General features: G+C 73.1%; 17 protein-coding genes and 1 pseudogene. 9 read left to right on the forward strand and 9 right to left on the reverse strand.

The features are described from left to right. Nucleotides 1-96: 96 nt before the first annotated feature. The 3 genes from BIU94_RS04940 (at nt 97) to BIU94_RS04950 (ending at nt 3122) form a co-directional block, all read left to right on the forward strand. A complete protein-coding gene (locus tag BIU94_RS04940; RefSeq protein ID WP_175472194.1) occupies nt 97-555 on the forward strand; it encodes an HAD family hydrolase in 459 nt (152 codons plus the stop codon). 73 nt (nt 556-628) lie between these two features. Then, on the forward strand, nt 629-1909 hold the full coding sequence (locus BIU94_RS04945) for an MFS transporter (RefSeq protein ID WP_071254884.1): 1281 nt from the start codon (nt 629-631) through the stop codon (nt 1907-1909). 250 nt (nt 1910-2159) lie between these two features. After that, nucleotides 2160-3122 carry a helix-turn-helix transcriptional regulator gene (locus BIU94_RS04950; RefSeq protein WP_071254887.1) on the forward strand — a complete coding sequence of 321 codons (963 nt, stop codon included), beginning with the start codon at nt 2160-2162 and terminating at the stop codon, nt 3120-3122. 95 nt (nt 3123-3217) lie between these two features. Here the strand turns inward: BIU94_RS04950 and BIU94_RS04955 are convergent, their stop codons facing one another. From BIU94_RS04955 to BIU94_RS04975, 5 genes are all read right to left on the reverse strand, one after another. Further along, nucleotides 3218-3592 carry a hypothetical protein gene (locus BIU94_RS04955; protein ID WP_071254890.1) on the reverse strand — a complete coding sequence of 125 codons (375 nt, stop codon included), beginning with the start codon at nt 3590-3592 and terminating at the stop codon, nt 3218-3220. A 25-nt stretch (nt 3593-3617) separates the two neighbouring features. Beyond that, nucleotides 3618-4334 carry a YafY family protein gene (locus BIU94_RS04960; protein WP_071254892.1) on the reverse strand — a complete coding sequence of 239 codons (717 nt, stop codon included), beginning with the start codon at nt 4332-4334 and terminating at the stop codon, nt 3618-3620. A 25-nt stretch (nt 4335-4359) separates the two neighbouring features. After that, entirely contained in the window at nt 4360-4704 is a 345-nt protein-coding gene (locus BIU94_RS04965) for a nuclear transport factor 2 family protein (protein ID WP_254782927.1), read from the reverse strand. A gap of 150 nt (nt 4705-4854) precedes the next feature. Then, entirely contained in the window at nt 4855-5484 is a 630-nt protein-coding gene (locus tag BIU94_RS04970) for a GrpB family protein (RefSeq protein WP_071254898.1), read from the reverse strand. A gap of 65 nt (nt 5485-5549) precedes the next feature. Beyond that, the gene (locus tag BIU94_RS04975) at nt 5550-6008 is read right to left on the reverse strand and encodes a hypothetical protein (protein WP_071254900.1); all 459 of its coding nucleotides are present in this window, start codon (nt 6006-6008) and stop codon (nt 5550-5552) included. Nucleotides 6009-6192: 184 nt separating this feature from the next. Here BIU94_RS04975 and BIU94_RS04980 point away from each other — a divergent pair, with 184 nt between their 5' ends. From BIU94_RS04980 to BIU94_RS04985, 3 genes and pseudogenes are all read left to right on the forward strand, one after another. Continuing rightward, nucleotides 6193-6729: a phosphoribosyltransferase family protein gene (locus BIU94_RS04980; RefSeq protein WP_217639477.1), complete on the forward strand. Its 537-nt coding sequence runs from the start codon at nt 6193-6195 to the stop codon at nt 6727-6729. A 171-nt stretch (nt 6730-6900) separates the two neighbouring features. Further along, nucleotides 6901-7131 (forward strand): annotated as a pseudogene (locus BIU94_RS18255) (GNAT family N-acetyltransferase); the annotation flags it as partial. 215 nt (nt 7132-7346) lie between these two features. Further along, the gene (locus BIU94_RS04985; RefSeq protein ID WP_071254919.1) at nt 7347-7709 is read left to right on the forward strand and encodes a hypothetical protein; all 363 of its coding nucleotides are present in this window, start codon (nt 7347-7349) and stop codon (nt 7707-7709) included. A 21-nt stretch (nt 7710-7730) separates the two neighbouring features. On the opposite strand, the gene BIU94_RS17280 is transcribed toward BIU94_RS04985, so the two are convergent. The 3 genes from BIU94_RS17280 to BIU94_RS05000 form a co-directional block, all read right to left on the reverse strand. Beyond that, nucleotides 7731-8282: a hypothetical protein gene (locus BIU94_RS17280; protein WP_071254923.1), complete on the reverse strand. Its 552-nt coding sequence runs from the start codon at nt 8280-8282 to the stop codon at nt 7731-7733. A 305-nt stretch (nt 8283-8587) separates the two neighbouring features. After that, nucleotides 8588-9115: a hypothetical protein gene (locus tag BIU94_RS17285; protein ID WP_071254926.1), complete on the reverse strand. Its 528-nt coding sequence runs from the start codon at nt 9113-9115 to the stop codon at nt 8588-8590. Nucleotides 9116-9222: 107 nt separating this feature from the next. Then, nucleotides 9223-10059, reverse strand: coding sequence for an alpha/beta fold hydrolase (locus BIU94_RS05000; RefSeq protein WP_071254929.1), 837 nt, complete (start codon nt 10057-10059; stop codon nt 9223-9225). A 237-nt stretch (nt 10060-10296) separates the two neighbouring features. On the opposite strand from BIU94_RS05000, the gene BIU94_RS05005 reads away from it, so the two are divergent. Beyond that, nucleotides 10297-10611, forward strand: coding sequence for a hypothetical protein (locus BIU94_RS05005; protein ID WP_071254932.1), 315 nt, complete (start codon nt 10297-10299; stop codon nt 10609-10611). A gap of 17 nt (nt 10612-10628) precedes the next feature. Here BIU94_RS05005 and BIU94_RS05010 read toward each other — a convergent pair whose 3' ends face one another. Then, nucleotides 10629-10961 (reverse strand): hypothetical protein, encoded by a 333-nt coding sequence (locus tag BIU94_RS05010; protein ID WP_071254937.1) that lies wholly within the window; start codon nt 10959-10961, stop codon nt 10629-10631. Between the two features lie 116 nt (nt 10962-11077). Here BIU94_RS05010 and BIU94_RS05015 point away from each other — a divergent pair, with 116 nt between their 5' ends. Further along, nucleotides 11078-12013 (forward strand): AraC family transcriptional regulator, encoded by a 936-nt coding sequence (locus tag BIU94_RS05015; protein ID WP_254782940.1) that lies wholly within the window; start codon nt 11078-11080, stop codon nt 12011-12013. A 207-nt stretch (nt 12014-12220) separates the two neighbouring features. Next, nucleotides 12221-12775: a DapH/DapD/GlmU-related protein gene (locus tag BIU94_RS05020; RefSeq protein WP_083404590.1), complete on the forward strand. Its 555-nt coding sequence runs from the start codon at nt 12221-12223 to the stop codon at nt 12773-12775. The last annotated feature ends 23 nt before the right edge of the window (nt 12776-12798 follow it).

The raw sequence follows: 12798 nt of genomic DNA on the forward strand, positions 1-12798 counted from the left end.
TCGACTCGTCACTGCGGTCCCGTCGCTCCTGCGACGGTCGTTCACTCGCAATGCCGGGGTTCGTCAGCGGTCGGACCGGGCACTCGTCGAGGGGCGTTGCGTGGTCTGGACCGCGCAGGGTACGAGGACCTGACCCGGGTCGTGGTGTCGCGCTTCGTCGACGCTGGTTGGCTGCGGCACGACCTGGTGGCGGAGTTGCGGTCGGCGGCATCGGGAGGCCGGACGGTGGTGGCGACCGCGAGCGAGTCGATGCTCGTCCGCGCGTTCCTCGACGTGCTCGACGTCCGCGGTGTCGCGGTCCTCGGGTCGGAACTCGAACTGACGGCACGCGGGCTCCGGTTCGCTGTGCACAACGTCGGCGAGCAGAAGCTCGCCACCCTCCGAGCGGCTCGCGTCCCGCTGGCCGCAGCGAGGTTCTACACGGACTCCGTGACGGACCTCCCGGTGGCAGCCGCGAGCTCCGAGACCGTCTACGTCGGTGCGGACGACGAGGCGCTGCGCCGTCTGCCGCGGTCCACGCCCTGGCACCCCGCAGGTTCCTCCAGCGACCGGTAGCCGATCGTCACTCGGGACGGCGCGCTCGTCGTGCGACCTTGCTCGGGGGGACGCGGTCTGCCAGCGTTGGCGCATGGGCGACGACGTGACCACGCTGGGTCGGGTGCCCGGGTTCCGCTCGTACTGGTCCGCTGCGACCGTTTCGTCGTTCGGGTCAGCGGTGAGCGCGGTGGCGGTCCCGGTCCTCGTGGTGCGGGTGCTGGACGCCAGTCCGTTCGAGGTGGGGCTGGTGAACGCTGCCCAGTTCCTGCCGTACGCCGTGTTCGGCCTGGTGGTCGGCGTCTTCGTCGACCGCTTCCGGCGGAAGCCGCTCCTGGTCTGGGCGAGTGTCGGTCGCGGCGTCAGCCTCGCGGCGATCCCGGTGCTCTGGTCGGTCGGGCTGTTGGACCTCTGGGTGACGGCGGCGGTGTTGTTCGTGTTCGGCATCCTGTCCGTCGTCGGCTTCGCCGCGACCCAGTCGCTCCTGCCCCGGATCGTGCCCGCCCCACTCCTCCTGACGGCGAACGCGCGGGTGGACCAGAGCGAGGCGGCGGCGCAGACGGCGGGTCCGGCGCTCGGAGGGGTCCTGGTCAGCGTCGTGACGGCGCCGGTGGCGATCGCGCTCGACGCGGTGAGCTACTTCGTCGACGCCGTCCTCGTCGCCCGGGTCCCCGTCGTCGAGCAGGAGCGGACCCGCGACGGGGGAACGAGCGAGCAGGAGGGGACCCGCTCCGGGGGAACGGGACTTTGGAGCGACATCGTCGACGGCCTGCGTTGGACGTACGGCCATCCGACGCTCGCCCCGTTGGCGTTGTCCACGCACCTCTGGTTCCTCGCCAACGCCGCCGGGCTGACGGTGTTCGCGATCGTCGCGCTCCGGACGCTCGCGCTCCCAGCGGCGGTGTACGGCGCCGTCATCGCCGTCAGCGGCGTGGCGATGCTCGTCGGTGCCAGCGCCGCGCCGCGCCTCGGAGCGCGCTTCGGTGCCGGTCGGACGATCATCGGCGCTCGGGCCGCGTACCCGGTCGCCTGGGCGGCGATCACGCTCGTGACCGTCGGGATCGGTGGCGCAGCACCGCCGACGACGGTGGTGGTCCTCTTCGTCGCGTTCGCCGTGCACGGCGTCGCCGCGGGCTGTGAGAACGCGAACGAAATGAGCCTGCGCCAGACGGTCACCCCCGACGCGCTCCTCGGGCGGATGAACGGCACCATGCGCAGCGCGAACAGGACGCTCGCGGCCGCGGGAGCGGTGGGCGGTGGGGCACTCCTGACCGTCGCTGGACACGGTGTGGCCCTGCTCGCGGTGACCCTCGTGTCCGCCGCAGCCGTCGTGGTGGCCGTGTGCTCGCCACTGCGGACGGAGACGGACCGGTAGGGGATCGGGGTGCTCGCCACCGCCGGTGGGCTGCTCACCCGCTGGGTCGCGGCGCTCGACGCCCGACCGGCAGGACCGGCCCGGAACGAGTCGCCGCGACGAGACGGCCCACGGTGGACTTCCCGGCTCCGGGCATCCCGGTCAGGATCACGATCGACACGTGGCCATCCGACCACACGGCGGTCGATCCCGCGCCCGACAGGGAGCCCACGGGCGAGGAAGCTCAGGCACGAGGTGAGAGCATCGGAGCATGACCGTCACCGAACCGGACGTCCGCCGCGTCGTCGAGACGTCGGGCAGTGACCTCGACGCCGCTCGAGCGATGTTCGAGTCGGCGTACGGTGCGTCGGGCTTCCTGCCGGAGCGGACGGAGCGGCAGTTCGGGTACCGGTTCCGCGCGGTCGGCGACGCGACGCTGACGTTCGACGCGAAGCGCTTCGACGCCCGGATGATCGGCGAGGTCGACGCGACGAGCCACTACTTCGTCACCTGGGTCAGCGACGGTGGCGGCGTGGTGGACGTCGGCCGTGACGAGGTCGTGCTCGCTCCCGGCCGTCCCGTGGTGTTCCCGAGTGAGCGGGCGTTCCGCTTCGACCTCGAGGACGTGCGGCAGAACGTGGTGCAGTTCGACCGGCGGACACTCGAGAAGGTCGCCGCCGAGGTGCACGGGGTCGAGCCGGCGCCGATCGTGTTCGACCACGCGCTCGCCCCCGACCGCGAGGCCGTGCGCACCTGGAACACGGAGCTCCGCGAAGCGGCCGCCGTGGTCCTCGGGCCTGCCCCGGTGACGCCCCTGGCGATGGCTGCGGCAGCGCGTCGGACGGCCTTCGCACTGCTCCGCACGTTCCCGCACGTCACACTCGCGTCGAAGGCACCGGTGCCGCCCACCGCGAAGGGCCGGGTCAAGCGGGCCGTCGAGTACATGCACGCCAACGCCGACACCCCGATCTCCACGACCGACGTCGCCGAGTACGTCGGCCTCAGCGTCCGCGGGTTGCAGCAGGGGTTCCAGCGACAGGTCGGCCAGTCGCCGAACGCGGTCCTGCGGGGCATCCGCTTCGACCGCGTCCGCGCGGAGCTGCAGTACTCGTCGGTCGGTGAGACGACCGTCGCCGCGGTGGCCCGCGAGTGGGGCTTCGCGCACGCCGGCCGCTTCTCCGCCGCGTACGCGCGGCGGTTCGGCGAGTTGCCGAGCGAGACGCTCCGTCGCTGACCGGCGGGGGTCGGGACCACAGGACGGACGGGAGGCACGGTGCCAGCTGGCACCGTGCCTCCCGTCCGTCTCCCGGTCGTGTCCGCGATCCGGGCTCAGGCACTCGTGGTGAGCCGCAGGACCAGGACCGCCAGCGCCGTCAGTGCGACGACTGCTGCGATCCCGAGCACGGGGGACCACGCGCCGGTGCGGCCCTGCTGCGACCGGCGGATCCCGACGACCGCGCCGACGGAGACGGCTGCGATGCCGCCGAAGGAGGTCAGCCCCTCGCTGACGAACCACCCGGTGTCCGAGCAGCCCGTGCGCGGGAACTCCGAGCACAGCGCGTAGGCGCGGAGGTTCAGGTCGAACACGAACAGGGCGCAGCCGAGCACCACGACGACCCCGGCGACCCCGAGGGCCCAGGTGAGGACGAGGTCGAGGCGGGACGACCAGCGGCTGCGGGGTGCTCGTGGGGGATCCGTCGTCATCCGCTCTGCTCCCGGGGTGTGGTCGTCACACGAGGCCGCGCGTCGGCCACTGCGTGAGGTCATCATCCCAGAGGGCCGGATCCCGGAGCGGCGGGCGCTCGTCGAGGATCTCGAGGGCGGTGATCCGCTCGATGCGGAACCCGCGGACGGCTCCCCGCAGGCGGCACCATCCGGCGAGGACCCAGGACTCGCCGGCGCGGAGGATGCCCATCGTCTCGACGACGCGCACTGTGGTGACCGGTGTGCCGGTGTCGTCGTCCGGCTCGCCCACGTAGGTGAGCCGGACGACGCTGCGTGCCGCGATGACGTCGCCCAGGATCCCGAGCGGTACCGCTGCGCCACCGGCAGGGGCGACCGCGTCGACGACGCGGATCCTGCTGAGCGCGTCGTGCACGGCGTCGTGGTGCTCCGCACGCATGACCGCGCGGACCTTCGCCGCTGCCCGCATCGCCGCTGATCGGTACGGCGAGGACTCGAGCAGGCCGAGGCCGGCGAGGACCGCGAGGGTCTCACCGTCGGAGAGGTTGAGCGGCGGCATCGAGTACTCGCGGAGGATCGAGTACCCGCCGGAGGCTCCGGCATCGGCGTAGATCGGCACCCCGGCGAGCTGCAGGGCCGCGAGGTCGCGTTCGATCGTCCGCTGGGACACCTCGAAGCGCTGGGCGAGCCGAGCAGCGGACCACGGCCGCCGTGCACCTCGCAGGACGTCGACGAGGGCGTACTGCCGCTCGGCTCGCTTCATGCCGTGATCCTGGCAGGTGCCGGTGTCACTCGGTGTCCGCGCTGCGCATGCTGCGCTGGCCGCCGGCGGACCAGACCCGGCGGACCCGGCCGTCCTCGTCGAAGTCGAAGACGTCGACCCCACCGACGTGGACGTCTCCGGCGTGCATGTCCCAGATGAGCCGGCCGTGGTTCCCGTCGACGGCGTCGGCGATGGTGGTGAACACCGCGTCCGGGTGCTGCCCGTGCCACCAGTCGAGGTAGCGAGCGAAGTCCGCGGCGGTCCGGATGTCGTCCGCGGGGGTGGAACCGTCGGGTTCCGTCACGGCGAAGCGGATCCGGAAGTCCGCCGCGCAGAGTTCGCGGGCGAGCGAGGCATCACCGTTCCACATGGGCAACCACCGGTCCAGGGAGCTGCGAGCGGATGGGATCGGGGGGTGTGTGGTCGAGTCGTCGTTGTGCATCCGTCCACCGTCGTCGACGACTGCGACAACGGTGTGTCGGTGTTCGGAGCCCCGTTCCACCGGAACCAGGGGCTTCGGTCAGTCGAGGAAGCCCGCCGCGCGGAACGCCCGGTCGTAGACGTCGAGGACCACCGCTTCCTTCCGCGCGTTGTAGTCCGTGACACGCTGCGCCGTCCCGTGCGCGGCGGCACGCTTGGCCGCCGCGTACCGTTCCCGGTCGGCGGCGTCCGTGCGCAGCCAGTCGCGGAACACGACGTGCTTGACGAGTTCGGGGCTGTCCGGGCCGAAGACGTGCACGTTGGTGGCGACACCCCGGCCGGCGGACGCGTCCCCGCCGACGGGGTGGACGCCACGCACCAGACGGTGCTCGTGCCACCACGGTTCCCGGACCGTCAGCACGAAGCCGGCGTCCTGCAGCCGGGGGAGCCAGCCGTCCTCCGCCGCGGGGTCGGCGACCGTGAGGTCGAGGTCGATCACCGGTTTCGCGGGCAGGCCCGGCACGGCCGTCGACCCGACGTGCTCGATGCGGACCGCCCGCGTGCCCAGCGCCGCGCGGATCCGGTCGGCGATCCGCTCGGCCAGATCCGGCCAGGACGCGTCGTACTCCACCACCTCGATGGCGGTGGGCGTCGGCTCGACCACCCACGGGCTCGCACCAGGGGGCACCGGGGGTTCGTCGAAGCGCAGGATCTCGTCACGGCTCGGCACGCCGGAAGCCTAGCGACCTCGACCCGCTGCGCCGGAGCGAGCCCGGGCGCTGCCGACACCTCGGGTCAGCGGCTGTCGCCGATGCCCCCACCGACCCAGGTCGACTGCAGGGTGTCGTCGGTGAGGCTGCAGTTGTAGATGGCGTACGGGTCGTCGTGCCCGTCGAGGAACTCGAAGGGGTAGATGAGCTGGTACTCCCCGTTGGCAGCCGTGTACCCGGACGGGTCCTCGGTGAACGTCAGCCGCACGCCGGCGTCGGCGGCGCCGGTGCTGCACTGCTCGTAGATGTGCTGCGCGAGCGCCGAACCGCTGGCGGTCGACGTGGGCGTCGGGGTCGGCGTCTCCGGCACGGTGGTCGCTGTCTCCGAGGGAGTGGGAGCCGGGGTCGACGTCGTGACGTCGGTGGCCTCCGTCGCGGAGGCCGAGGGCGCCGGTGTCGGGTCCGCCGAGGAGCACGCGGTGAGGGCGGCTGCGACCGTCAACACGGTCAGGACGGTTCCGGCGAGACGGACGGGCATGGTCACGGTTGCTCCTCGAGTGCGGGTGCGCAGGGACGGTGACGGAGGAACGCGCACCCTGGTCCCCCCAGGCACTCGGGCCTCGGCACGGCGCCCCACCCGATGTCCTCGAACATCGTCCCGGCGCCTGCTGGAACCCTGGGAGCAGGAGGAGCCCGTGGTCGCCCCGCTGCTCGGTAGCGTGGTCCTCGTGATCGACGACGAGGCGGTGGACCGTGGGCGTGCGGTCGTGCTCGACCAGCTCCGGTGGATCGACGGGGCGGCCGACACGTGGACGATGCTGCGCTCTGGAGCGGGGCTCGCGGCGATCGTCGGAGCGCTCGCCGCGTCGGCGGGTGCGGCTTCCCCGGACGTCGTCGTCGGCATCGAGTCGCGGGGCTTCGTGCTCGCTCCCGCCGTCGCGCTGGCGCTCGGGGTCGGGTTCGCCCCGGTCCGCAAGGACGGAGCGGTGTTCCCTGGTCCGCTCGTCGCGCGGCGCACCGAGGTCGATTACCGCGGCAACCGCCGGACGCTCTCGGCGCGGCGGGACCTGTTCGCTCCGGGGCAACGGGTCGTGCTGGTCGACGACTGGATCGAGACCGGGAGCCAGGCATCCGCCGTCGCCCGCCTGGTCGAGGAGTGCGGGGCCGAGCTCGTCCTGGTGGTCGTGGTCGTCGACGAGACGGACCCAGCGACGCGCGTGGGCCTGCCGCCGATCACGAGCCTCGTGCGTGCCGCCGAACTGTGACCCGTGGCGGTCCAGCTGCCCGGGGCGGTATGATGACGACCACGAAACCTCCACCGCTCGCGGTGGAGGTTTTCTCGTGTGACCACTCCGACAGCAGCCCTCACCGTCAACCGAGCCGACGCTCCGGACCGACCCGTGCTCGACCAGCTCTGGACCATGTTCCGGCACGAGATGTCCGCGTTCACCGCGGCGCTCCCCGACGCGCACGGGCGGTTCCGTCAGGAACGTCTGGACGCCGGGTTCACGCGTTCCGACCACGCCGTGCACCTGTTCCGTCTCGGGTCCCACCCTGTCGGACTCGCGGTGCTGCGCGGCCTGGACGCCGACGAACGCGTGATCAGCAGCTTCTTCGTCGTGCACGGCGCGCGCCGGTCGGGCATCGGCCGGGAGGCGGTCCGTCGCCTGACAGGACAGCGTCCCGGTCGCTGGTCCGTCGCGTTCCAGGACGCCAACACCGTCGCGTCGGCCTTCTGGCGGTCCGTGGCCGCGGAAGCCGACGACGAGTGGGTGCTCGAACACCGGGCCGTGCCCGGGCGGCCGGAGCTGGCTCCGGACGCCTGGGCATCTTCGCCGTCCGCGTGTCGGGTCCCGCAGCCGACAGAACCTACCCTGGGGGGATGCTCTCCCGACGTGACGCCGCGATCCGACTCGACATCCCGATCGAGATGGCGGTCCACCACGGGATCCCGGCACGCCTCAGCGAGGCCGAGCTCGACGCGATCGACCAGGACCCGCCGGCGTGGCTCGCGCAGTCCCGAGCGAACCGGACCGGTGCCAAGAAGGTGTGGACCCGCCTGGAGTGCGTCGTCTGCGGTTACGCGGAGTCGGCGAGGCCGAAGAAGTGGTGGCCCGAGTGGGACTACCTGATGTGCGACTACCACGCGCCCTACCAGGCACCCGAACCCACCGCAGGGTTCACCCGCCGCGAGGTCGAGGGCGTGGGGAGCCGTTTCGTGGCACTGGTGGACGAGCGGCCCTGATCGCTTCACGGCCGTCCGCAGTCACCCCTCGAGCAGCACCCGTCCCCGCACCGGCCGACGCAGGAGTACCAGGTCCTCGGGAAGCCGGTCGGCGGCGACGGTGAAGACCTCGGGTCCGAGGTCGCCGAAGCCCGCGACGCCGTCGGGGAAGGCGTGCACACGCAGGGCGTACCGCACGCCATCGACCTCGACCGCTCGGATCGGCCACACGTCCTGATCGGGCAGCTGGGCGCCGAGCGCCTCCGCCTCGACGTCGACTGCGCGGGCCGCAGCGAGCGCTGCAGGACGCTGGTCCTCCGACTCGATCGGTGGCAGGCGCGCGGCGAGGAACGCCCAGGCGGCGCTCGCAGCGAGCGTGAGCGCATCGGTGGCGACGCCGTGCGCGAACCCCTCGTCGGTCAGGCGTTCTCCCGTCCGGACGATCGTGCGCACGGTCATCCGCACCGGGCCGAGGTCGTCGTGCAGGGTCGCGGTGACGCCGGTGTCCGGGTCCGTCGTCGACCATGCCACCACCTCGGCCGTCGTCGCCCCGGCGGGGACGAGTGCGGTGGTCAGCGCTGCGTCGTGGTCCATCGCCGCAGTCTGCTCCCCGTGCCCCGCACGGGGCAACGGGTCCGGTCCGTGACGGCGACACCCAGGCCCGCGACACCCGGACCCGCGAGACCCGGGCCGGCGACTCCCGGGCCCGCGGCCGCGGCCCCCACGACCGCGGCCGCGTCCACCCGGATTCCCCGCACGTCTCCACTGTCCCGCGGGGCGGCGCCCGGTGCATCCGCCTGCCGGGGGAACTGTGTCGCCGGACACACGGTCCCTGCGGCGGATGCGGGACCGTGTCCGTGCGCGCGGTGTCGGTGCGCCCGGTGTTGGTGCGCCCGGCGTCAGTGCGCCGGGTCGACGCGTGCGCGTGCGGTCGACGGGCCGCCGCACTGCTCGGACCCGCCGGTCCGGGTCCACCGCAGGGTCACCTCGGCCGTCCGGAGCGTCCGACCGCGGTCGTCGAGCAGCGCGATCCGCGCCCGCGCCGGTGCATCGGCGATCCCGACGACGTTCCAGACATCGCCGTCGTGCTCCGTGGCGGGGAACAGCGGGTCGGCAGGCGCAGGTGTCCCCGTCGGCGGTGCGGCCGGCGTCGCGGCGCCCGGTCGCGGTGCCGCTGCGGCGTCGCTCGGCGCGAGCGGAGCGTCGTCCGACGGCGCGAGGGACGGCGCGGTGGTCGGCGTGCACCCGGCGCCGGAACAGTACGCGATCCGTGCGACGCGGTCGGCCTCGGCACCCTCGAGCCGCAGTTCGACGGTGTTCGTGTACCCGATCGCCGGGCACGCCGTCCCGGGTCCGAGCGCGCAGCCGCTCGTCGCCGCGAGGAGCAGCGCTGCCCCGACCGTTCCGAACCCCCGAGCCGTCCGCACGGCTCCAGGATGCCGCACGTGTTCCGGAGGCGCCAGGGGGCCGACCCCGGACACGCAGGAGACGTCGGGTCCTGGAACGGACCCGACGTCTCCTGATGGCGCTGGTGCTACTTCTGCAGGAACTCCAGCACGACGCGGTTCCACTCGTCCGGGTGGCTGACGTTCACGCCGTGCGGGCCGCCCGCGACGACGTGCAGCTCGGAGCCGGCGATCGCGGCGTGGGTGCGGGCACCGGAGCCCTCGAAGGGCACCGTGGCGTCGCCGTCACCGTGGATGACGAGCGTCGGGACCGTGACCTTCGGCAGGTCCTCGCGGAAGTCGGTGTTCGCGAAGGACGCCATGGCTTCGAGGGCGGCGGTCTTCGACGCCTGCTTCGCGAGGGCCAGGGCCTCCTGACGGTCCTGCTCGGAGACGACCAGGGTGCCGTCGACCGAGAAGAAGTCGGTGGTGAACTGGTCGTAGAAGGCGTCCTCGTCCTTCGTCAGGCCGGCCGTCATCTCCTCGGCCTGCGACTTCGGCAGGGGACCGTCGGGGTTGTCCGACGTCTGGAGCAGGTACGGCGGGACCGCCGAGGCGAAGACGACGCTGTGCACCCGCTCGGTGCCGTACTTGCTGAAGTAGCGTGCGACCTCGCCGCCGCCCATCGAGAAGCCGACCAGGGTGACGTCCTGCAGGTCGAGCTCGGTGAGCAGGGTGTGCAGGTCCTCGGTCAGGTGGTCGTAGTCGTAGCCGGTCTTCGGCTTGTCGCTGCGCCCGAAGCCGCGGCGGTCGTACGTGACGACCCGGTAGCCGGCGTCGACGAAGGCGGGGACCTGCTTGCTCCAGGACTCGCCGGACAGCGGCCAGCCGTGGATCAGGACGACGGTGCGGCCGGAGCCGCCGGTGTCGTCGACGTGCAGGTTGGTGTCCTTGAAGAGCCCGTGGTGGGCGGTGATCTCGGTCAAGATGCGTTCCCTTCCCGCACCGCACGGAACGGCGGCGCCCCTCCGTTCGTACCAGCGTGGAGCCGTGAGCAGTACGGGAACCGGACACCGCCCGTGGCGCGGCACCGCGGAGCACGGGGACCTGGGGGACCCGGTCGGTCGTACATGTGTGCCGCTCACCTGCCGCGGCCTAGTGTTCGGGGAGATCCGGAACCCGTCACCGTGGCGGGCGCTCCTCGTCACCTGGGAGCCGTCGCCGTGAAGTACCTCAACTACGCGGGCACCGTCCGTGTCCTGACCGGCGACGCGATCGCCGAGGCGGTGATCCGCTACGCCGCGGCGCTGCACCAGAGCCGTCTGAGCGACGTCGTCTCCGTCCCGACGGTCGACGACTACGGCTCGGCGGCCACGGTCGAGGTCCTGCTCGCTCCCGCCGTCGCGGTGGCCGTCGAGCCGGCACCGGACGACGACCTCGAACCCGACGGCGACGCGTTCCTGCGCGAGATCACCAGTCGCACCGAGGCCGTGCTGGCCATCGACGCCCCCGTGCACCGGTCCGACTTCGGCCGGTGACGCTCCCGACGGGGACGCTACGGGCGCTGGTCGCCCGGCAACAGGTCGTCCCGCTGGTCGGCGTGGATCGGCTCGTGGTGGGTGAAGGTCGCCGCGGCGGCCTGCAACCGCGCCACGAAGTCGCCGTTCTCCAGTTCGAGCTCGTCCTCGTCGGCGTCCTCGACGACGAGTTGGCTCGACGGCCCGATGAGCACCTTCGTCGTCGTCATCGTGCCGTCGGCGGCCACCGCGGGGATCGCGATCGTGTCGGCGCGGCTGCCGCCGGCGAGCGCCGCGGCGTACTCGATCACCGCGTCGGCGACGTCGTCGCTCGTCAGGATCGTCGAACGGTCGTACTGGATCGTCTTCATGGGTGGTGCCTCCGGACGTCCATCCTGTCCACCGGCCCCTCGCGCGGACCCAGGAACGCCCTGCGGTGTGCGTTGCGCGGATGGCGACATGTCGCGAGGATCATCACGTGCCCGAGATGATGCACCGCTCCCAGCGGGAGATCACGACCGCCGAGCCCTCGGCCGCCGCCGAGGCGTTGTCGCGCACGTACACGACGCACGACCTCGTCGTCGTGGCGGGTTCCGGGCCGTTCGTCTTCACGGAGCGGGTCCGCGGCACGGCGCTGCTCTCCCTCGGGTCGACCGGGTGCACCGGCGTCCTGAGCGGGTCCGTCGAGCCCGGTACGACGATGATGATCGTCTGGCTGAAGTCCGGCTCCGCGGCCGTCGACGACGAGCCGGTGCCGATCGGCAGGCCCGTCCTGTACCGACAGGAGCCGCAGCGCTTCCGGTGGGAGGACTTCCAGCACGACGTCCTGCGCATCGACCGGTCGGTCGTCGAGCAGGTCGCCGCCGAGCGCGGGGACTGGCGGCCCGGGCCGCTCCGGTTCCGCCCGCACCACGTCCCGGAGGGGCCGGCGCTGGCGGCGTGGTGGCTGACGGTCCGTTCCGTTGCCGAGCACGTCCTGCGTGGGCCGAGCGAGGTGTCGGCGGCCCGCGAGCACGAGCTGGCCCGGTTCGCCGCCGCGGGGCTCCTCACGGCGATCCCGCACTGGCCGGTGGGGCAGCAGGAGCCCGCCCTCGCCTCGACGGCCCGGTTCGCCCGCGCCGAGACCTTCCTGCTCGACCACGCCACCGAGTCGATCACCGTCGAGGACGTCGCCGCGGCAGCCGGCCTGAGCGTGCGGGGTCTGCAGGCCGCGTTCCAGCGACACCACGGGATCACGCCGACGATGTACCTGCGGCGGATCCGGCTCCTGCTCGCCCGTGAGCAGCTGCAGGCCGGCGGCGACCGCAGCGTCGCGGAGATCGCCCGGGCGACCGGCTTCGCGCACCTCGGCCGCTTCGCGGGCAGCTACCGTGAGGAGTTCGGCGAGCTCCCGCGCCAGACCGCGCAGGCCGCCCGCGACTGACCGGCCGCCCGCACGCCCGGCGGTGTCCACCGGCACGCCCCGGCGGCCGCCGGCCGCCCGCGGGCGCCCGTCGACCGACCACACCCCGGCGGGGTACCGCAAGGATCGCGCAACCGCGCAGGCCCCCGATGGTCGGGCCGGTGGCCGCGCCCGTACGGTGCCGCAGTGGGCGTCCGACCGGCGGCGTCCCGACCCTGCGGAGGCCGCATGACCGCCACCACCCAGCCCGGCCTCGGGTCCCGGCTGCGCGAGGACGTCGCGTACGCCCGCGAGCACCTGCTGCTGACCGCGCTCCTCGGCTCGCCGCTGCTGCCGCGGGTCGCCCGGCGCGCACTGCTCACGGCGGTCGGCGCGCACGTCGAGTCGGGGCCGGGGGCCGGCTTCTCGCTCACCGGCGACCCGCGCAACCTGACGATCGGCCGCGGAGTGTTCTGCAACCGCGGCGTGACGGTCGAGGCGGTCGCACCCGTCACGATCGGCGCTGGCACCGCCATCGGCATGCAGGTGCTCATCATGACGAGCCACCACGCGATCGACGACCGCGGCCGGTGGGACGACACCGCGTCGGCGCGGCCGGTGGTGATCGAGGAGCACGTCTGGATCGGCGGCCGCGTGACGGTCGTGCCCGGCGCGCACATCGAGCACGACGTCGTCGTGGCCGCCGGCGCGGTGGTCGTCGGGCGCCTCACGGCGCACGGCGTCTACGCCGGGGTGCCCGCCCGGCGGATCCGCGACCTGCCGGCTCCGGACGCGACCCGCTGACGGACGGGAGGCCCGTGGCGACG

The sequence above is a fragment of the Curtobacterium sp. MMLR14_006 genome (assembly GCF_001864985.1).
Classification (GTDB): Bacteria; Actinomycetota; Actinomycetes; order Actinomycetales; family Microbacteriaceae; genus Curtobacterium.